The following is a 20,085-nucleotide window of genomic DNA, read 5'->3' on the forward strand; positions in this document are numbered from 1 at the left end:
ATTTCAAGGGTCTCGGCGCAGGTAGGCGGAATAGACGTCAAACCCGTGCGGTAAGGCTTTCCGCCACGGCTTCGCCGATGGCCAACGAACTGGTCAGGCCGGGACTCTCGATGCCGAACAGGGCCATCAGCCCCTCCATTCCGTGATTCGCGGCGCCATGAAGCTGGAAGTCCGGCTGCGGCTCGCCCGGCCCATGCAGCTTGGGCCGAATGCCCGCATAGTCGGGCGTCAGCCGCTCCACCGTCACGCCAGGCCAGAAACGGCGGATGTAGCGCGCGAACTCTTCCGCCTTGGCCGGATCGACTGAATAGTCCTCAGTCTCGACGTAGGCCAGGTCGGGGCCGAACACGCCCTGCCCGCCCAGATCCTTGCGGTAATGGGTGCCCAGCGCGCCGGGAATCGGCGGCGGATAGATCAGGCGGTTGAACGGCGCCGGGCCCGTCAGGCGGAAGTAGATTCCCTTGCCCAGATGGCGCGCCGGAATATCGGCGGCGGGATAACCCTCGATTCGCGCCGCAACGTCCTGAGACGACAGCCCCGGCGCCGTGACCAGCAGGCGGCTGGTCAGGCTCATCGCCCCCTCGCCGCCCACGCGGATCGAAAAACCGCCGCCCGGCAGGGGCGCCGCTCCTTCGAACGGCGCAGAGATGACGACCGAGCCGCCCGCGTCCTCGATCTCGCCCTGAAGGGCCAGCATGTAGCCGTGGCTGTCGAACACCCCGCTCTCGGGCGACAGGATGGCGGCGTGGGCGTTGAGCTCCGGCTCCAGCGCCCGCGCCTGGGCGCCGGTCAGATGCTCCAGGTTTTCGACGCCGTTGGTCGTCGCCTGCTGGAAGATGGCCTCGATGCGTTCGACCTCGGCTTCCTCGGTCGCCACGACCAGCTTGCCGCACTTCCAGTGATCGACCTTGCGGCTCTCAAGGAAATCATAGAGGGCGCGTCGCCCCTCGACGCAGAACTTCGCCTTCAGGGAGCCGGTCGGATAGTAGAGCCCGCCGTGGATCACCTCGGAATTGCGCGAGGAGACGCCCTGGCCGATGTGCGGCTCCTTCTCCAGCACTAGCACTGTCAGGCCGCGTCGCGACAGCGCCCGGCCGCAGGCCAGCCCCACAGCCCCCGCGCCCACGACCGTCGCATCGAAGTCGAAAGGCGCGCCCATGGTCCTACCTCTTGCCGTAGAGAGCCTTGGCCCGGCTCTCGAAACACTGGATCAGCTTGTCGACCGCCCGGTCGAAGTTCGCCTGAAGCATCATGTCCAGCATGCGCGACTTGAAGGCGAAGTCGATGGAGAATTCCAGGCGCGTTCCCTGCGGATGCGGATGAAACTCCCAGCGGTTCTTCAGATGCTTGAACGGCCCGCGGATCAGACCGACCTCGACCTTGGGCGCGTGGACGTCGTGACGCACCCAGGTCGCGAACTTCTCGGTCAGGAAGGCGAAGCCGACGCCTGCCTCGGCGTCCAGCAGGTGCACGCCCGGCGCCTCGTCCCGCACGTTCCAGACGCGCATCGAGGTGATCCACGGCACGAAGTCGGGATAGGCGCGCACGTCCGCCACCAGGGCGGCGAGCTGTTCCGGCGCATAGGGCAGGATGCGCGTTACGCGATGGACGGCCAAGGGTTCAGCGGCCGTTCCGGGACGACAACTGGGCCTCGCGCGCCGCCCGCAGCCGGGCGAAGTCGTCGCCCGCGTGGTGCGACGAGCGCGTCAGCGGCGACGACGACACCATCAGGAAGCCCTTGGCCCGCGCGATCGCCTCATAGGCCTTGAACTCCTCGGGGGTGACGAAGCGGTCGATGGCGGCGTGTTTGCGCGTCGGCTGCAGATACTGGCCGATGGTGATGAAGTCGACGCCGGCGGAGCGCATGTCGTCCATCACCTGCATGACCTCTTCCTTGGTCTCGCCCAGGCCGACCATGATGCCGGACTTGGTGAACTGGTTCGGATCGCGCTCCTTGACCATCTGCAGCAGGCGCAGCGAGTGGAAGTAGCGGGCGCCGGGACGGATCTTCAGATACAGGCGCGGAACGGTCTCAAGGTTGTGATTGAAGACGTCAGGCGTGGCGTCGATCATCACCTCAGCTGCGCCGTCCTTGCGCAGGAAGTCGGGCGTCAGGATCTCAATGGTGGTGTTCGGCGCCTGGATGCGGATCTGGCGCACCACTTCGGCGAAGTGGGCGGCGCCGCCGTCGGACACGTCGTCGCGGTCCACCGAGGTGATGACGACATGGTTCAGCCCCATCTGGGCTACGGCCAGACCGACCTTGCCCGGCTCTTCCGGGTCCAGCGGTTGCGGCAGGCCGGTCTTCACGTTGCAGAAGGCGCAGGCCCGCGTGCAGGTGTCGCCCATGATCATCAGGGTCGCGTGCTTCTGGCTCCAGCACTCGCCAATATTCGGGCAGGCGGCCTCTTCGCAGACCGTCACCAGCCCCTTGGAGCGAACGATGTCCTTGGTCGCGTTATACTGGCCCGAGCCGGGCGCCTTCACGCGCAGCCAGTCAGGCTTCTTCAGCACCGCCGATTCCGGACGGTTCTGCTTTTCAGGGTGACGAAGCTCAGACGGCTTCTTCTGCAGGGTGTCGATCAGCGTGACCATCGCCGGCGGTCTGGCTCCAGTTTATGAAGGCGGCCCAATTCTTGAGGCTATGTCGGCCTTCCGTGGGGCAAAGGCAAGGCACAGACGGTTTCAGTCCGGCATCGGAACAGCCTCACGCGACGTTACGCATCTTTTCAAGGCGCCCTTGCGTCACTAGGTTCCGGCCTCTTAACCAAGGGAGCCGCTTTCAGAGCTCTCTGAAGGAGGACGTGCTTGCTGCGAGCGGCCCTGGACCCAAAGGTCTATGAAGAAACCCTGTTCGACGCGCTGATCGATGCGCGTGCCCGCTACGGCGACAAGGAGATTCTGGAAGACCAGGATCGCCACCCCCTGACCTACACGGGCCTGATCCGCGCCGCCTTCGTGCTGGGCCGCAAGATCGCCAAACTGACCCAACCGGGCGAGCGCGTCGGCGTGCTGCTGCCGTCCAGCGCGGGCGTGGTCGTGACCTTTTTCGCCCTGCACGCCTTCGGCCGGGTGCCGGTCATGCTGAACTTCACCTCAGGCGAGGCCAATCTGAAGGCGGCGCTGAAAACCGCGGGCGTGAAGAAGATCCTGTCGGCCAAGCGCTTCGTCACCCAGGCCAAGCTGGACGACCTCATGGAAGCCCTGGGCGAGGTCTCCGAGATCGTCTGGCTGGACGACATCCGCAAGAGCATCGGCTTCGCCGACAAGATGTTCGGCCTCAGCGCCGGCATGGCGCCCAAACGATTCCGCGTGAAGACCGATCCGGATTCGGCGGGCGTGGTTCTGTTCACCTCGGGCAGCTTCGGCGCGCCCAAGGGGGTGGTGCTGAGTCAGAAGAACCTGGTCGCCAATGCGCGCCAGGTAGCGGCGCACATCGACCTGAATCCCGATTGGGTCATGTTCAATCCGCTGCCGACCTTCCACTGCTTCGGCCTGACCGGCGGGGTGCTGCTGCCGCTGTTGCAGGGGCTGAAGGCGTTCGAATATCCCTCGCCGCTGCACGCCAAGCAGATCACCGACCTGCTACCCCAGGTGAAAGCCTCGATCCTGTTCGCGACCGACACCTTCCTGAACCAGTACGCCCGCGTAGCCGAGCCGGGCGACTTCGCCACCCTGCAGTTCGCCGTGGCGGGCGCGGAGAAGGTCCGCGACGAAACGCGCCAGATGTTCAACACCAAGTTCGGCGGCGTCGAACTGCTGGAGGGCTATGGCGCCACCGAGGCGGCGCCCGTGGTGGCGGTGAACCATCCCGACCGCAACCGGCCGGGCACGGTGGGCCAGATCCTGCCGGGCATGGAATACCGGATCGAACCGGTCGAAGGCATCGAGGTCGGCGGTCGCCTTTACCTGCGCGGGCCGAACGTGATGGAAGGCTATATCTCGCCGAACGACCCCGACAATCTGGAGCCGCTGGCCGGCGGCTGGCACGACACCGGCGACATCGTCGATATCGACGCCGAGGGCTACATCACCATCCTGGGTCGGGCGAAGCGCTTCGCCAAGATCGGCGGCGAGATGGTGTCCCTGACCGCAGTCGAGGGCATGGCCGGCGGCGTCTGGCCGACCGGCCACCATGCCGTCGTCGCCGTGCCCGACAGCAAGAAGGGCGAGCGCCTGGTCCTGGTCACAGACGTCGCAGGCGCCGAAAGCGCTCGCCTTACAGAATGGGCCCGCGACAACGGCGCGCCCGAACTGGCCGTGCCGAAGAAGATCATCAAGGTCGAAACCATCCCGGTCCTGGGCACCGGCAAGACCGACTATGTGACCATCCAGAAGATGGTTGAGGATGAACTGAAGCGCACCTGACAAGGCGCTTGCCGTTCAGCGCAAGTGTCATAACCTCGGCCGTCCAGCCCCGTTCGCGAGGCGCCACGGCCGAGGAGACTTCATGGCCCGACGTTCGACATCCCTGGCCAATTGGGAACCGCATTTTCTCAGCATCCTGAGAATTGTCTCCGGCCTGCTGCTGCTTCAGCATGGCGCGCAGAAGATCCTGGGCTTCCCGCCGGGCGGGCGCGGCGGCGTGGTCGATCTGTCGACGCTGGCGGGCTGGTCCGGCCCGATTGAGCTGGTCGGGGGCGTCCTGCTAGTGCTGGGCCTGTTCAGCCGCCCGACCGCCTTCATCCTGTCGGGCTTCACCGCCGTGGCCTATTGGATGGTCCACGCGCCGCAGAGCCCCTACCCCATCAACAACGGCGGGGAGCTGGCGGCCCTCTACTGCTTCGTCTTCCTTTATCTGGTCTTCGCCGGGCCGGGGCCGTGGTCGCTGGACAACGCCCTGCGCGGCGGCCGTCGCTAAGAGACGTGACGCGGCGTCCGGTCAGCCGATTCGGACGCCCGTCATCGAGATCGAACCGCCCTCGATCACGTCGTTGAAGAAGCTCAAGGGCTCGCCCGGCGTCTGTTGGGCGGCGACATAGAGCAGCGGCAGATAATGCTCATCCGTCGGCACGCTGAGCTGGGCCTGCTCAGCCAGATGGATCCAGTCGATCAGGGCGTCATGGTCGCCCGCCGTAAAGGCGCGCTTGACCGCCTCGTTGAAGTCGACGGCCCAGTCGTACGGCTCGCCGCCCGCCCGTTTCCACGTCCGCAGATTGTGCACGAAGTCACCTGAACCGGCGACGATGACGCCCTCCTCACGCAGAGGGCGCAGGCGCTTGGCCAGTTCATAGTGGGCGCGGGCGTCGATGGTGCGATCCAGCGACAACTGCACCACAGGCACGTCGGCGTCCGGCCAGACATGGGCCAGCACGGACCAGGTTCCGTGATCCAGACCCCACTGCGTCGTCTGGACGGCGCCGGTCAGCTCCGCCACCCGGTTCGCCAGCGAAGGCGAGCCGGGCGCGGGATACTGCATGGCGTGAAGTTCAGGCGGGAAGCCTCCGAAATCATGGATGGTTTCGGGCTGTTTCTGCGCCGTCACGCCCAGCCCGCGCGTCTCCCAGTGAGCAGAGACCATGACAACGCCTTTCGGCTTGCCGATCTCCTCTCCCAGCGCGCGCCAGGCGTCCGCGAAGGGACCGCCCAGGGCGTTCATGGGGGAGCCGTGACCAAAGAAGAGTGCGGGCTGGCGCATGATCTTAACCGTGAAGTTTCTTGGCGATCTCAGCGATATGCTTGCCTTGGAAGCGCGCGCCGTCCAGTTCGGTTTCGCTGGGCATCCGCGAGCCGTCCGGGGCCGAGATGGTGGTGGCGCCGTAGGGCGAGCCGCCGGTGATCTCGTCCAGACGCATCTGGCCGGCGAAGGCGTAGGGCAGGCCCGCTACCACCATGCCGTGGTGCAGGAAGTAGTTGTGCAGACCGGCGAAGGTCGTCTCCTGACCGCCGTGCTGGGTGGCCGAGCCGGTGAAGGCGCCGCCGACCTTACCCAGCAGCGTCCCTTGCGCCCACAGGCCGCCGGTCTGATCCAGGAAGGCGCGCATCTGCGAGGCAGCCGTGCCGAAGCGGGTGCCCGCGCCGATGATGATGGCGTCATAGTTCGCCAGATCGGCCACGGCGGCGACCGGCGCAGCCTGGTCCATCTTGTAGCCCGAGTTGCGGGCCAGCTCTTCCGGCACGGTTTCCGGCACGCGCTTGATGTCCACCACGGCCCCTTCGACCTGGCGCGCACCCTCGGCGACGGCCTCGGCCATGCGTTCGATGTGGCCATAGGTCGAGTGGTAAAGGACGAGAATCTTGGGCATCACGGCTCCGGTTGAATCTGAAACGATGCATACAGCAACTGCATCAGTGCCTGATTTAGCGTCATGCTGCGGCGCCGCAAGCCCCTCCTCTCAAAAATCCGACAACCCGATGGGGCAAACCCGCGCGTAGAAGGCGGGATCAGCTGGAACCCGCGCGCCCCTCGACTGCAGGAAACGGTGCTCGACCACCATGGCCTGCTGTTCGATGTTCAGGCCGATCCACTCGCAGCGGTCATCCACCGGATAAGCGTAGGCGCCCGGCCCGTCGCCGGCCTTCAGCTTTCCGGTCAGCAGGTTGACGCCGTTCTGGGCCTGCCAGACATGAACCAGCTCATGAATGAAGACCGCCTGGGTCCGCAGCGATGCCTGCGACAAATCCGGCGCCAACGTCGCCTTGGGCCAGACGATCCAGTCGCGCCCGAACCAGCGCCCCGGCACGAAGGCCCGGTCGAACGGCCAGGGCGAACCCAGAAAGCGAATGTCGTCCAGCCTCAGGTCGCGCCCGAACACCTCGCGCGCCAGCGCCGCTTCGCCGTGCGCCAGGGGCCGGATCATCGACCGACCCACTCCCAGTGCCAGGGCTCATAGACGTAGGGCACGAAGCCGAACCGCCCGGCGTTCTTGACCAGCCAACGATAGGTCGGGGTCTGGCTCATATGGCGACGGCTGTGAACGTCGGTGGAATCGACCCCCATGCCCTGCAGGTGGCCGACATACAGATCGACCGCCGTACCCGTCCGGTGCGGTGAACAGACGGCGCGACGCAGGCCGTCACAGTTGCCGTCGCGCGCGCATCGCGCCGCGTCAGCCTCGGGATCGCGGAAAGAGGAAAAGACCCGCAGCAGTTCCGGCTCGGCGGCGATCTCAGGAACCTCAGCGCGAGCGGCCGCCGCCATGGCGCGATAGGCGTCCAGCACGTCGCGACGCAACAGGCGCGTCAGGCGCTCGGCGTGTTCCTCGCCCGTCGTCAGATAAGCCAGGTCGCCGACGGGCGGCGGATCGGGACACTCCCCCCTCACCCGCGCCATGACGAACGGCCGTCGCTCCTGCCACAGGCCGCGCAGCACCTGGAAGGTCGCCTGATCGAACCGCCCGCTGGCCGTCAACCCATACCGCCCCTGAAACGCCGCAAGGGCCTCGGCGAAACCCGCCGACGTCGGATCGCAGGGCGAACCGACCTCTTGCTGCAGCAGCGGCACATAGGCTTCCCAACCCAGTTCCGACGGCCCGAACGGCATCCACTCCAAGGCATAGAGCGATATGGCGTTCGCCTCGGCCGTGTCGTCCCATGCGCCGGGCGCGCGGTCGCAGATCTGGGCCGTCGGAACCGGCTCTGGCGCCTCAGCGCGCGCCTGTCCCACGAAGGCGACGGCGGTCAGGGCGGCGAAGAGAGAGGCGGACGCTTTCCACATGGTCGCAGCAGGCCTCAGGATGAGAGTCGCCGCAAGCCCCCGCACGGTCTTCGCGCCTGCGTCGAAAACCTGCATGGTGACGGTTGCGGCCGACTCGCGCCGCGATCGGGCCGTGACCGCATGACCGCAACCGCCGCGCCTTCATCCGCCATCGCCGCGCCCGACGCGCCGCGCCGGTCCAACGCCATCCTGGCCGCCTTCTCAGGCCCATGCCTGCCGTTGGCGGCCTTCGGCGTGGCGCTGCCCGTCACCTTGCCGGAGTTCTACGCCACCCATGTCGGCATCGATATGGGCATGGTCGCCGCCGTCTTCATGGCCGTGCGGCTGATCGACATCCTGTTCGACCCCTTCATCGGCTGGGGCATGGACAAGACGCGCACGCGCCTGGGCCGCTATCGCCCGTGGATGGCCGTGGCGACGCCGATCCTGATGCTGGCGGCGCTGATGATGTTCGTAACGGTCCAGCCGGGCGCCGGGCCGGTCTATCTGTTCGCCTGGCTGCTGGTCCTCTACCTCGGCTTCTCCATGGGGACGCTGGGCCAACTGGGCTGGGCGGCCGTCCTGGCGCCACAGTATGACCAGCGCAGCCGGGTCTACGGCTGGTGGCAGGTGTTCAACATCATCGGCGTGATCCTGATCCTGATCCTGCCGACCATCGTGGTGAAAACGGGCATTGGCGACTACGCCGACGGCGTGCGGATCATGGGCTGGGCCATCATCATCGCCCTGCCGCTGACCATCGGTCTGGCCATGATCGCCGTGCCTGAGCCCGTCAACGCCGGCGCCGCGCCGCACGGAGGCCCCAGCGCCTATCTGGCCCTGTTCAAGATGAAGACGGTGCGCAAGCTGCTGATCGCCGACCTGTTGCTGGGCATCGCGCCGGGCATCACGGGGTCGCTGCTGTTCTTCTTCTTCGGCCAGATCAAGGGCTACGACCACACCCAGGCGTCGCTCTTCATGCTGATCTACTTCATGGCCGGCCTGGTCGGAGCGCCGATCTGGGCCTGGCTGGCGACCAAGATCGGCAAGGACCGCGCCCTGGCCGTGGCCAGCCTGATCTTCGCCGTCTTCTATGTCGGCGCGACCCTGGTTCCCGGCGGCAACTTCGTCCTGACAGCGGTCGCCATGTTCATCGCCGGCCTGCCCTATGCAGCGGGCCTGTTCCTGCTGCGCGCCATGATGGCGGACGCGGGCGACGAGGTGCGGCTGGAGACGGGCGTGGACCGCACCGGCCTGATGTTCTCCATCCTGTCGGCCACGACCAAGATGGGTCACGTCTTCGCCCTGATCCCCTACGCCATCCTGCCTTTGGTCGGGTTCAAGGCCCTGCCAGGGTCGGAGGGGAACAGCGAGTTCTCGCTGCTGATCCTGCAGATTCTGTTCATCGCCGTGCCGGGCCTGCTATTGGCGGCCACCGCCTGGGTGCTGAAGGGCTATCCCCTGACGCCGCAGCGGCATGACGAAATCCGCGCCGCCCTGGCGCAAAGAGACGCCGGACACGCCTGAATGAGTCATCCCGTCGACCGCCTGAAGGACATCATGGTTCGCCTGCGCGATCCGAACGGCGGCTGTCCCTGGGACGTGGAGCAGACCTTCCAGACCATCGCTCCCTATACGATCGAGGAAGCCTATGAGGTCGCCGACGCCATCGAGCGCGGCGACATGGACGAGCTGAGGGTCGAGCTGGGCGACCTGCTGTTCCAGGTCGTCTTCCACTCGCGCATGGCTGAGGAAGCTGGTCATTTCCGCCTGGAAGACGTGGCCGAGGCCATGGCCGACAAGCTGGTTCGCCGCCACCCGCACGTCTTCGGCGACGAGGCCGCCAAGGCCACCGGCCCGGCCCAGAAGGACCGCTGGGAGGACATCAAGGCCGCCGAGCGCAAGGCCAAGGAACAGCATGGCGTGCTGGACGATGTCCCGGTCGGCCTCCCCGCCCTGACCCGCGCCGCCAAGCTGACCAAGCGCGCGGGCCGCGTCGGCTTCGACTGGCCCTCGACCAATGAGGTCTTCGACAAGCTGGCCGAAGAGGTCGAGGAACTGCGCGTCGAAATCGCCGCCGGCGACAAGGACAAGGCGCGCGAGGAGCTGGGAGACCTGCTGTTCGTCGTCGCCAACCTGGCCCGCAAGCTGGAGGTCGAACCGGAAGACGCCCTGCGCGCCGCCAACGCCAAATTCGTGCGCCGCTTCGAATTCATCGAGGCCGAGTTGAAGAAGGACGGCCGCACGCCGGAACAGTCCGATCTGCCCGAGATGGACGCCCTGTGGGACGCCGCCAAGGCGGCCGAGCGAGCGTGAACCGGGGGCCGTTCGACCTCATCATCTTCGACTATGACGGGGTCATCGCCGACAGCGAGCTGTTGAACAATGCGGTGATGGCCGAACTGCTCAGCGAGATCGGCCTGCCGACCACGCTGGACGACGCCCTGGCGACCTATCTGGGCAAGCGCTGGTTGGACTGCGAGCCGATCATTTCCGAACGACTGGGCGCGCCCTGCCCGCCTGGCATCCAGGCCGAGTGGACCCGTCGCTGTCATAATCGCGCCCGGCGCGACCTGACGGCGGTGACGGGGTTCGACGTCTTCCTGACCGGACGCAACGAACGGCGCTGCATCGCCTCGTCCAGCCCGCCCGACTGGATCGAACTGGGTCTGCGCCATTTCGGCGCACATGACGTCTTCGCCGGACCAATCTTCAGCGCCGCGGTCCACGTCAGCCGGGGCAAGCCGCATCCGGACCTGTTCCTGTACGCCGCCGACGCCATGAAGGCGGCGCCGCAACGCACCCTGGTGATCGAAGACAGCCCCACCGGCGTCCTGGCGGGCGCTGCGGCGGGCATGACGGTCGTCGGCCTGTGCGCGGGCGGTCATATCCGCGGCGATCACCCTCAGCGCCTGAAACAGGCCGGGGCGCATCAGGTGTTCGGAAGTTACGCCGACCTGGCCGCCTGGATCGCCTCAGCGGCCTAGGCGTAGCGCAATTCCTGCAGGTCGATTTCGCGGATCAGCTTGCGCGCCGTTTCCTCGTCGATCAGCCGCTGCCGACCCAGACGCACCAGTTCCTCACGCTCCGCCGCTAGGCCTGTCAGGCGCAGGCGGCGCTCGATCTCGTCAGCGCGGCGGGCCTGAACCACGGCGTCGGCCTCCATGCTGGCGCGCATGTCGATGCGGTGGCGATAGACCTCCATCACCCGCGTCGCCGTCTCGGCGTAGAAGTCCGGGTCCAGCTTGCCTTCGGCCATGGCGTGCTGAGCGTCTTCGATGGCGCGAATGGCGGCCCAGGCGGCGGCGACACGAGATCGGTTCTCCTCGGCCTGATGATCGTCCTCGGGCGGAAGCTGCACGCCCTTCAGCAGACGCGGCAGGGCGACCGTCGCCAGCACCAGAGAGACGATGATCACCCCCGCCGCCAGGAAGATCGCCAGATTTCGCGCCGGCATGGCCGAACCGTCGCTCAGATAGAACGGCAGCGTCAGTATGCCCGCCAGGGTGATCGCCCCGCGCACTCCGGCCAGCGACATGACGGCCACCAGCCGCAGACCCACCTTGGGCGGCGCGCTACGGCCCTTGCGACGGAACAGAGTCAGCTTCAGCGACGTCCACACCCAGACAAAGCGCAGAACCGCCAATGCCGCCACGATGGCGAAGACATAGACGGCCAGCCACCAGACCTCGCTGTGCTGGGTGGAGCGGATCACCTCGGCCGCGCGGGCCATGATGGACGGCATCTGCTCCCCCAGAATGACGAAGATCAGGCCGTTGGCGACGAACTGCACCGTATCCCAGACCACGGCGCGGCGGATACGCGTGGCGGCTAGCGCTGAACCCTGGCGCTCGGTGAAGCTCATGGTCACGCCGGCCGCCACCGCCGCCAGAATGCCCGAGGCGTGGATCGCTTCGGCCGCCAGATAGGCCGCGAACGGCATCAGCAGGCTGATCAGGATCTGGCCGCCGACGTCCTCGCCCCAGCGGCGGCTGATGAAGGCCTTCACCAGGCCGATGGCCAGGGTGACGGCGACGCCGACCGCCACGCCCGCCAACGCCAGCCAGGCAAAGGTTCCGAAGGCGCTGGATAGAGAAAAGGCGCCTGTGGTCGCCGCGATCACCGCGATCCGCATGCAGGTCAGCCCCGTCGCGTCGTTCAACAGCGACTCGCCCTCTAAGATGTGCATCAGTCGCTTGGGGATCGGCGCCCGCCCGGCGATGGCCTGGACCGCAATCGGGTCCGTCGGCGACAGGATCGCCGCCAAGGCGAAAGCTACGGCCAGCGGCATGCCTGGGATCATCCAGTGGATCAGGAAGCCCAGGCCGACGACGGTGAAGACCACCAGCCCCAACGCCAGCTCAAGGATCACCACCTTGTCCCGAAACAGGGCTTCCTTGGGGATGCGCCAACCGTCCACGAACAACAGCGGCGGCAGGAACAACAGGAAGAAGACATCCGGCCTCAGATCGACGGACTGCCCCGTGATCAGCACCACCCCCGCCCCTAGCGCGATCTGCACCAGCGGCAGGGCGATGCGCGTGATGCGAGCCACCCATCCCGACAGCACAACGGCCAGCAGCAGGAAGAGGATGGTCTCGATCAGATGCATGACAGGATCAGTCGATCACGTCCGGATACAGCCGTTCAAGCCGCCCCAGCGCAGCGGGATGCAGGCGGACCGTCAGGTGAACCCGGCCCTCATCGTCCGTCTCGCGCGCCGTCACCCGGCCGTTGGCGTAGAGCCAGGCCAACAGGTCGCCGCGGTGCGGCTCGACTGTCAGGTGAGTCTCTGGATCATCGTCGATCAGGCCCGCGATGATCTCGCGCAGGGTCTCGATCCCCTCGCCGGTCCAAGCGGAGACGGCCACGGCCTGTCCCTCGCGCGCCAGGCGCTCGGCCTGGCCGACCACGGCTTCGCGCGTTTCCGGCTCCAGCAGGTCGATCTTGTTCCAGACTTCGAGGATGCGGCGCGACTTGCCTTCGGGCGTGGGGATCTGCTCCAGCACCGCCTCGACGTCCTTGGCCTGGGCGGCGCTGTCAGGCGAGGCGATGTCGCGCACGTGCAGGATCAGATCGGCCTCGCCGACCTCTTCCAGCGTGGCGCGGAAGCTCTCGACCAGTTCGTGCGGCAGGTCCGAGACGAAGCCGACGGTGTCGGCGATGATGGCGGGCCGTCCCTGAGGCAGGCGGATGGTGCGCTGGGTCGTGTCCAGGGTCGCGAACAGCAGATCCTTGGCCAGCACCTCGGACCCGGTCAGCCGGTTGAACAGCGTCGACTTGCCCGCATTGGTGTAGCCGACCAGGGCGACCGACGGGAACGGAACCTGTTTGCGCGCCTTGCGGTGCAGGCCGCGCGTACGACGCACCTCTTCCAGTTCGGCCTTCAGGCGAACGATGCGGTCGGCGATCATCCGCCGGTCCAGCTCGATCTGGGTTTCGCCGGGGCCGCCCGTGCCGCCCGTGCCGCCGCGCTGGCGCTCCAGGTGGGTCCAAGTGCGGACCAGGCGCGAGCGTTCGTATTCCAGCCGCGCCAGTTCAACCTGCAGGCGCCCCTCGCGAGTGCGGGCGCGACGGCCGAAGATCTCCAGGATCAGACCGGTACGGTCGATGACCTTGATGTCCCAGAAGCGTTCCAGGTTACGCTGCTGCACCGGAGTCAGCTGATCGTCGACGACGACCGCCTCGGCGTCGGCCGCCAGGATCAGCGCTGAAATCTCTTCCAGCTTGCCCCGACCGATCAGGGTAGCGGGCGTGACCGAGCGCAGGCGCACGATTTCCTGCGCCCGCACGTCGAGGTCCAGCGCCTGGGCCAGGCCCACGGCTTCTTCCAGGCGTTCGGTCGCATGGCGCGCATTGTCGCCGCGGCGGTCGGGGTGGATGACGACGGCCCGGATCAGCGGGACGGCGTGGTCAATGAGTTTGGAGGTCAATCAGTCTTCTTCGGCGTCGGGCTCGTACAGTTGCACGGGCGCGGACGGCATGATGGTCGAGATGGCGTGCTTATAGACCAGCTGCGATTGGCCATCGCGACGCAGCAGCACACAGAAGTTGTCGAACCAGGTGACGATGCCCTGAAGCTTGACGCCGTTCACCAGGAAGATGGTCAGCGGGGTCTTCGTCTTGCGGACGCTGTTCAGGAAGGTGTCCTGGAGGTTCTGTCGTTTGTCTTGCGACATGGCAGGTTAATCCTGTTCTTAGTTATTCGCGCCGCAGGGCGACGCAGGCCGGTACGACCTGAAAGACCTTAAACGCGGCTCTAGCGCGGCCGCAACAGCAGAAGACGGTTTTGCCGAAATCGTTTGAGTTCCGGGCTCACCCTGGCGCTCTACGTCCATAGAGGGTAGCGCCGTGGAAACCGCCATGGTCCGTGTGGGTCAGCTCGAAATCCACCACTCCCGCCGAGAACAGAATGGCCGCGATCACCGTCAGATCATAGTCGAACATCACCATCTCGCCCTTGGGCAGGGCGTTCAAGGCGGCGTCGTTGGTGATGACCGGCAGCCCCTCGACCATCAGCACCCGCCCGCCAGGCGCGGCGGCCAGGGCCGGATCTCGGTACAAGGCGAACTGCAGAGTGACGAAACCGCCAGGAGCCAGGCGCTTCATCAGTTCCCTCAACAAGGCGTAGCCGCGCTCAGGAGGGATATGCTGGAAAACGATGACCGACAGAACCCAGTCGAACAGGCGGTCCGGTATGTCTTGGCCGAACGCCGCCCCGACGATCGGAGTGCGCCGGGCCTCGGCCAACATGGATTCAGAGATGTCGACGCCAAAAGCGTCGCCCGTGGCGGCGGCGAGCGCCCGCGTCACTCGACCGACGCCACAGCCAAAATCAAGCGCGGACGTCGGCGCAAAGTCAGGATAGCGCTGACGAAAACGCTCCATCAGGCTTCGGACGTCGCCTTCTCCTGTTTGGAAGAACTCAGTCCGCGCCTCTTCGGTGAGGTTTTCGGTCTTGAAACGCGGGTCAGCCAGCACGCCGAAATAGGGGTTGGTCCGTCCGATCTCCTCCCAATCCGCATCGGTATCGCGCGGACGAACATCCGCATCGACCTCAGCAGCCCCGATCTCGGCAACGGCCTCGATCCTAGCTCTACGCGAGAACAAGCTCTTAAACATGGTCAAACACTAGACGGCGTCGCGCCGCGCCTGCTCCAGATAGATCTCGCGCAGACGGGTCGCCACCGGGCCGGGCTTGCCGTCGCCGATGCGGGTTCCGTCCAGCGAAACGATCGGCATGACGAAGGAACTGGCCGCCGTGACGAAGACTTCGCGGGCGCGCTTGGCTTCCTCGACGCTGAAGGCGCGTTCGTCCAGTTCGATCCCCTCGGCCTCGACCAGTTTCATGATGGCGGCGCGGGTGATGCCGCGCAGAATGTTGGCCTGGGTGTCGCGGGTCCGCAGCTTGCCGTTCTCGTCGATGATCCAGGCGTTGGTCGATGAGCCCTCGGTCACCATGCCCATTTCATCGAACAGAATGGCCTCATAGGCGCCGCGCTCGCGCGCCGCCTGCTTGGCCAGGGCGTTAGGAAGCAAGCCCACAGTTTTGATGTCGCAACGGCCCCAGCGCATGTCGGGGTGGGTGACGCCCGCCGCGCCCTTGGCGGCCAGGGCCTCGCCCTTCCGCAGGTCGATCGACTTGGCGGTGATGATGACGCTGGGCGCTACATCCTGGGGGAAGGCGTGGTCTCGCGGCGCCGTGCCGCGCGTGATCTGGATATAGACGATGCCGTTCCGCACCCGGTTCCGGCGGATCGTCTCACGCAGCACAATACCCAGGGCATCGGCCGACATGGGAATGTCGATCCGCAGTTCCGTCAGACTACGGGCCAATCGGCTCAGGTGGCCCTGATAGTCAGCCAGTTTGCCGTCGAAGACCGACCAGACCTCATAGACGCCGTCGGCGAACTGAAACCCGCGATCCTCGATATGAACCACGGCCTGACCGTGCTGCTGATAGATGCCGTTTACATAGGCGACCCTGGACATCAGGCGCCCTCTCCTTCTTCGTCTCCGCCGCGTGCGGGCGACACGCCCAGCGACTTAAGCTTGCGATGCAACGCAGATCTTTCCATGCCGATGAAGGCCGCTGTGCGCGAGATGTTTCCGCCGAACCGCATGATCTGGGCCGACAGATATTCCCGCTCGAACACCTCACGCGCCTCACGCAACGGCAGGGCGATGATGCGGTCGGCGCCGAGGGAAGTCGGGCTGGCGGACGACGCCACCTCCTGCGGCAGCATGTCCGCCGTGATCGGCTCGTCCGCAGCGCCAGTCGCCAAAATCAGCAGGCGTTCGATGTTGTTGCGCAACTGACGCACATTGCCCGGCCAGGGATGAACCTGAAGCACGGCCAAGGCGTCGTCGGCGATCCGTCGATGCGGCAGCCCTTGAGAGGCCGAAAGGCTTTCCACGAAATACTCCACCAGCTCGGCGATATCCTCGCGACGTTCCGACAGCGGCGGCACCCGGATCGGCACCACATTCAGCCGGTGGAAGAGGTCTTCGCGGAATCGGCCTTCGCCGATCTCGATCCGAAGGTCGCGCGAGGTCGAGCTGATGACGCGCACATCGACCTGAACGTCCTGCTCGCCGCCGACCCGACGGAAGCGTTGCTCGACCAGGACGCGCAGGATGCGGCTCTGGCTTTCGCGCGGCATGTCGGCCACGTCATCCAGAAACAGGGTGCCGTTATGGGCTTGCTCGAAAACGCCGATCTTGCGCGGGCGACCATCGACGCCTTCTTCGCCGAACAGTTCGACATCCAGACGTTCAGGCGCCATCCCCGCGGCAGAAATGGCGACGAACTCGGCTTTGGCGCGCGGGCTCGCTTCATGAATCTGGCGCGCCGCCAGTTCCTTGCCAGAACCCGGCGGTCCCGAGATCAGGATGCGGCTGTTGGCCGGCGCGACCTTGGAAATGGTGCTGCGCAGGGTCTGGGCGGCGACGGACTTGCCGATCAATCCGCTGGGCGTCAGCGTCTGGGCGCGCAGGCGCCGGTTTTCACGCTTCAGCGCCGCCGCTTCCAGGGCGCGCTCCACCACCACGACCAGCCGATCGGACTTGAACGGCTTTTCGATGAAGTCATAGGCGCCGCGCTTCAGGGCGCTGACGGCAGTTTCGATGTTGCCGTGGCCCGAGATCATGACGACCGGCAGGTCTTGATCCAGCTCGCGCACGACATCGAGCAGTTCCAGCCCGTCCAGGCCGCCGCCCTGCATCCAGATGTCGAGCACCGCCAGGGACGGCTTGCGCGCCCGGATGGCGGCCAGGGCCTCGTCCGAATTGGCCGCCGTGCGGACCGAATGGCCCTCGTCCTCAAGCAGGCCCGAGACCAGCTCGCGGATGTCCGCTTCGTCGTCAACGACCAGAATATCAGCACCAGTATTACGCATGACGCCTCGCTTAACTCGCCACGCTCGCCGCGCTGGAGGCGCGATGAGCGGACTTATGGTTCTGGGTCAGTGGGAAGATCAGGCTTACGCGCGCGCCCGACAGTGTTTCCGCGTCAGCCAGCCGCAACTCGCCGCCGTGGTCCTCGCAGATGCGCTTGACGATGGCCAAGCCCAGGCCTGTGCCCTTCTCGCGCGTCGTGACATAGGGCTCAGTCAACCGGTCGCGGTCCTTGGCCGGCAGGCCGACGCCGTCGTCCTCAATCGTGAAGACGGCGCGTCCATCTTCAATGTCGAGCTTGGCGATGATGCCTAGCGTCCCTTCAGCAACGGGGTCGCGCGCGCGCTTGGCGCCGACGGCCTCACCGGCATTCTTCAGGATATTGGCCAGAGCCTGCCCCACCATACGGCCGTCGCATTGGAGGATGACGCTTGGCAACGGCTCGACCAGATCCACGCCAATGTCGGGCATGGCGACACGCTGGGCGAACACCGACTCTCGCAGCATTTCAGCCGGGTTCTCCATCGAGAACCGCGGCGCGGGCATACGTGCGAAGGACGAGAACTCGTCCACCATTCGACCGATGTCGCCCACCTGACGAATGATGGTCTCAGTGCAGCGATCGAACACCTCGACGTCATCGCCCACGCGCTCGCGATAGCGGCGGCGCAGACGTTCCGCCGAAAGTTGGATCGGCGTCAGAGGGTTCTTGATCTCATGGGCGATGCGACGCGCCACGTCGCGCCAGGCCGCGTTGCGCTGAGCCGTGACCAGACGGGTGATGTCGTCGAAGGTCAGAACCATCTCGCCGCCCTGCCCGCCCTCGATGCGGACTCTCAGGCGCATGGCCTCGCCGTCACGGCTGACGTCGATGTCTTCTTCGATATGGGCTTCGCCACGCTCGGACAGTTCGCCCAGTTCCGGCGCAACCTCGGCCAGACGCAGGCCCTGCACCTGTTCCGGGTCGAGACCCAGCAACTGACTGGCGCTGTCGTTGATGGCCGAGATGCGGCGCATCCGGTCCAGACCGATCACCCCCGCGCTGACGCCCGACAGAACGGTTTCGATGAACAGGCTGCGCCCCTGCGCCTCGTCCGACGCGGTCTTCAAGGCGGCCTGCTGGGTCTTGATGTCCTCGGTCATCCGATTGAAGGCCTCGGACAGGACGATGATTTCGGACGGCGCCCCGGTGTTGTCGACGCGCGCATCCAGATCGCCGCCAGCCACCTGATCCGCCGCCTTCACCAGCCGCCCGATCGGGGCCGAGATCGAACTGGCCGCCGACATGGCCAGCCACACCGCGCCTACCAGCACCAGCAGCGCCGTCTCCAAATAGCTGAGCGCAAAAGCAGCCTGAATGCGCGCACGGCTTTCCTCGGCGGCGCGATAGGCGGTGATGGATTCCTCGCCGTTGCGCATGCGCTGGATCAGGCCCGGCGCCAGCGGCCGAACGACGTAGAGGTAGGCGTGACCGTAATCCGGCAATGGATAGAGAGCCCGCACCATGTCCGGGTTCTCTGTCACCGTCGTCGGGGCCACTTCGCCGCCGGCCACAGTTTCGAAGGCTTCGCGCGGCGGCGCGACATAGGGCGGCGCGCCCGGCTGCTCGCCGCTGGCGAGAACGCGCCCTTCGTCATCCAGAATGTAGAGCGCCGGATAGCCGAAGAAGTCGCCGATCTGAGACAGGGCGCGCGAGAACTGGATTCGGTTGTCGAACAGGTCGCGCACCCCGCCCAATTCGGTCGCCATCGTCTCCAGATCGACTTCTAGCCCGGCGCCCACGTCGGCGACATAGGCGCGGCCGATCTCGGCGCCGTTCTCGACCGCTGAACGGACATTGGTGCTGAACCACTGGTCCACACCCCGGTTGACCAGCAGACCAAACACCAGGGCGATCAGCACCGCCGGCACGACCGAGACGAGCGAGAAAAGGGTGACGAAGCGCAGATGCAGACGCGCGCCCGGATCATTCCGATTGCGCGTAAGGCGCAGCACCCGCCCGCCGATCACCGCCGCCAGACCCGCGATCAGGATCAGATTGGCCAGAAGGATGAAGAGTACGACCTGACTGGCCGCCGTGCGCGCATCGCCGCCCGCCGTCGCCCCAGGCGCGATCGCCACCAGCCAGATAGCGGCGGCGGTGATCAGAAAGGCGATGGCGTAGGCCGTTCCGAACAAAGCCCGCGCGCGACCATCAGCCAAACGCCCCCAGAGCGAGCGCTCTGGGGTCTGTTGCTCAGCCGTGGAAACGGGCGTGTCCGACATCAGGCCACAGCTTCGAACACCTGTGGCTCGTTTTCAACATCGAAGTTGCTGAAATGCGTCACATCTAGCCACAAGTCGGTCAGAGCGGCCTCGACCTCTTCGGGCGTCTCCAGGCGACACAGGCGGGCCTTGGCGACGCGACGCTCCAGCGGATCGGCAGGCCAGGGCGCCTGTTCAATGTACCAGCCCAGGTGCTTGCGGAACATTTTCAACCCCAGAGGCAGGCCATAGAAGGCGGCGGACGCCCGCAGATGCTCAATGACGATGGCCAGACGCTCTTCGCGATCCGGCTCCTGAAGCTGCGTCCCGTCGATCAGGGCGCGCTCCAGATGCGCCGCCAGCCAAGGCCGACCATAGACCCCGCGCCCCAGCATCAGAGCATCGGCGCCCGAGCGGTCCAGCGCCTCGCGCGCTTGCTCAGCCGTGATGATGTCGCCGTTGACGATGACGGGGATTCGAACCGCCTGCTTGACCTCGGCCACGGCGTCCCAGTCTGCGACGCCGGTGTAGAATTGCTTGCGCGTGCGGCCGTGCACCGTGACGGCGGCGACGCCCAGAGCCTCGGCCCGGCGCGCCAGATGGGCGGCGTTTTGGCTATTCTCGTCCCAGCCCAGCCGCATCTTGACGCTGACCGGGCGGCTGACGGCGCCGACGACCGCCTCCATGATCCGCGCCGCCTGATCCGGCGTCCGCATCAGAGCCGAACCGCAGGCGGCGCCGGTGACCTCCTTAGCCGGACAGCCGAAATTCAGGTCGATGAGGTCGGCGCCCGCCGCCTCGGCCATGCG

The 20,085-nt window shown here is 66.3% G+C and carries 20 protein-coding genes; 5 read left to right on the forward strand and 15 right to left on the reverse strand.

The window, feature by feature from the left end:
* Positions 1 to 37: 37 nt before the first annotated feature.
* The 3 genes from B2Y21_RS11890 to lipA are packed head-to-tail and all read right to left on the reverse strand — an operon-like array spanning position 38 to position 2,595.
* The gene (locus B2Y21_RS11890; protein ID WP_292060020.1) at positions 38 to 1,159 is read right to left on the reverse strand and encodes an NAD(P)/FAD-dependent oxidoreductase; all 1,122 of its coding nucleotides are present in this window, start codon (positions 1,157 to 1,159) and stop codon (positions 38 to 40) included.
* 4 nt (positions 1,160 to 1,163) lie between these two features.
* Positions 1,164 to 1,616: a type II toxin-antitoxin system RatA family toxin gene (locus B2Y21_RS11895; protein WP_292060022.1), complete on the reverse strand. Its 453-nt coding sequence runs from the start codon at positions 1,614 to 1,616 to the stop codon at positions 1,164 to 1,166.
* 4 nt (positions 1,617 to 1,620) lie between these two features.
* Positions 1,621 to 2,595: a lipoyl synthase gene (gene lipA, locus B2Y21_RS11900; RefSeq protein ID WP_200165088.1), complete on the reverse strand. Its 975-nt coding sequence runs from the start codon at positions 2,593 to 2,595 to the stop codon at positions 1,621 to 1,623.
* A 216-nt stretch (positions 2,596 to 2,811) separates the two neighbouring features.
* On the opposite strand from lipA, the gene B2Y21_RS11905 reads away from it, so the two are divergent.
* A complete protein-coding gene (locus B2Y21_RS11905) occupies positions 2,812 to 4,368 on the forward strand; it encodes an AMP-binding protein (protein ID WP_409514757.1) in 1,557 nt (518 codons plus the stop codon).
* An 82-nt stretch (positions 4,369 to 4,450) separates the two neighbouring features.
* A complete protein-coding gene (locus B2Y21_RS11910) occupies positions 4,451 to 4,861 on the forward strand; it encodes a DoxX family protein (RefSeq protein WP_200165089.1) in 411 nt (136 codons plus the stop codon).
* 21 nt (positions 4,862 to 4,882) lie between these two features.
* On the opposite strand, the gene ygiD is transcribed toward B2Y21_RS11910, so the two are convergent.
* The 4 genes from ygiD to B2Y21_RS11930 all read right to left on the reverse strand — a co-directional run bounded on the left by ygiD (position 4,883) and on the right by B2Y21_RS11930 (position 7,657).
* Positions 4,883 to 5,638 (reverse strand): 4,5-DOPA dioxygenase extradiol, encoded by a 756-nt coding sequence (gene ygiD, locus B2Y21_RS11915; RefSeq protein WP_292060028.1) that lies wholly within the window; start codon positions 5,636 to 5,638, stop codon positions 4,883 to 4,885.
* Between the two features lie 4 nt (positions 5,639 to 5,642).
* Entirely contained in the window at positions 5,643 to 6,245 is a 603-nt protein-coding gene (gene wrbA / locus B2Y21_RS11920; RefSeq protein WP_292060030.1) for an NAD(P)H:quinone oxidoreductase, read from the reverse strand.
* Between the two features lie 90 nt (positions 6,246 to 6,335).
* A complete protein-coding gene (locus B2Y21_RS11925; RefSeq protein ID WP_292060032.1) occupies positions 6,336 to 6,800 on the reverse strand; it encodes a hypothetical protein in 465 nt (154 codons plus the stop codon).
* The gene (locus tag B2Y21_RS11930) at positions 6,797 to 7,657 is read right to left on the reverse strand and encodes a M15 family metallopeptidase (RefSeq protein ID WP_292060034.1); all 861 of its coding nucleotides are present in this window, start codon (positions 7,655 to 7,657) and stop codon (positions 6,797 to 6,799) included. Before B2Y21_RS11930 ends, B2Y21_RS11925 begins: the two co-directional genes overlap by 4 nt.
* A gap of 120 nt (positions 7,658 to 7,777) precedes the next feature.
* Between B2Y21_RS11930 and B2Y21_RS11935 the strand changes: the two genes are divergently transcribed.
* The 3 genes from B2Y21_RS11935 to B2Y21_RS11945 are packed head-to-tail and all read left to right on the forward strand — an operon-like array spanning position 7,778 to position 10,623.
* On the forward strand, positions 7,778 to 9,163 hold the full coding sequence (locus B2Y21_RS11935) for an MFS transporter (protein ID WP_292060036.1): 1,386 nt from the start codon (positions 7,778 to 7,780) through the stop codon (positions 9,161 to 9,163).
* A complete protein-coding gene (mazG, locus tag B2Y21_RS11940) occupies positions 9,164 to 9,952 on the forward strand; it encodes a nucleoside triphosphate pyrophosphohydrolase (protein ID WP_292060038.1) in 789 nt (262 codons plus the stop codon).
* Complete coding sequence (locus tag B2Y21_RS11945) at positions 9,949 to 10,623, forward strand: HAD family hydrolase (protein ID WP_292060040.1); 675 nt, start codon at positions 9,949 to 9,951, stop codon at positions 10,621 to 10,623. The genes mazG and B2Y21_RS11945 overlap by 4 nt, the downstream gene beginning before the upstream one ends.
* Here the strand turns inward: B2Y21_RS11945 and B2Y21_RS11950 are convergent.
* The 8 genes from B2Y21_RS11950 to B2Y21_RS11985 all read right to left on the reverse strand — a co-directional run.
* The gene (locus tag B2Y21_RS11950; protein ID WP_292060041.1) at positions 10,620 to 12,248 is read right to left on the reverse strand and encodes a Na+/H+ antiporter; all 1,629 of its coding nucleotides are present in this window, start codon (positions 12,246 to 12,248) and stop codon (positions 10,620 to 10,622) included. The genes B2Y21_RS11945 and B2Y21_RS11950 overlap by 4 nt on opposite strands.
* A 7-nt stretch (positions 12,249 to 12,255) precedes the next feature.
* Positions 12,256 to 13,569 carry a GTPase HflX gene (hflX, locus tag B2Y21_RS11955; RefSeq protein ID WP_292060043.1) on the reverse strand — a complete coding sequence of 438 codons (1,314 nt, stop codon included), beginning with the start codon at positions 13,567 to 13,569 and terminating at the stop codon, positions 12,256 to 12,258.
* A complete protein-coding gene (hfq, locus tag B2Y21_RS11960; RefSeq protein ID WP_003164861.1) occupies positions 13,570 to 13,815 on the reverse strand; it encodes an RNA chaperone Hfq in 246 nt (81 codons plus the stop codon).
* 136 nt (positions 13,816 to 13,951) lie between these two features.
* Positions 13,952 to 14,758: a class I SAM-dependent methyltransferase gene (locus B2Y21_RS11965; RefSeq protein ID WP_292060045.1), complete on the reverse strand. Its 807-nt coding sequence runs from the start codon at positions 14,756 to 14,758 to the stop codon at positions 13,952 to 13,954.
* Between the two features lie 9 nt (positions 14,759 to 14,767).
* Entirely contained in the window at positions 14,768 to 15,628 is an 861-nt protein-coding gene (locus B2Y21_RS11970; RefSeq protein ID WP_292060047.1) for a D-amino-acid transaminase, read from the reverse strand.
* Positions 15,628 to 17,034: a sigma-54-dependent transcriptional regulator gene (locus tag B2Y21_RS11975; RefSeq protein ID WP_292060049.1), complete on the reverse strand. Its 1,407-nt coding sequence runs from the start codon at positions 17,032 to 17,034 to the stop codon at positions 15,628 to 15,630. The genes B2Y21_RS11970 and B2Y21_RS11975 overlap by 1 nt, the downstream gene beginning before the upstream one ends.
* A 10-nt stretch (positions 17,035 to 17,044) precedes the next feature.
* Complete coding sequence (locus B2Y21_RS11980) at positions 17,045 to 19,297, reverse strand: sensor histidine kinase NtrY-like (RefSeq protein ID WP_292060051.1); 2,253 nt, start codon at positions 19,295 to 19,297, stop codon at positions 17,045 to 17,047.
* Positions 19,297 to 20,085 (reverse strand): tRNA dihydrouridine synthase (locus B2Y21_RS11985; protein WP_292060053.1); only part of this gene is annotated, 789 nt, incomplete at its 5' end. The genes B2Y21_RS11980 and B2Y21_RS11985, both read right to left, overlap by 1 nt.

Source organism: Brevundimonas sp. UBA5936, assembly GCA_002430835.1.
Classification (GTDB): domain Bacteria; phylum Pseudomonadota; class Alphaproteobacteria; order Caulobacterales; family Caulobacteraceae; genus Brevundimonas.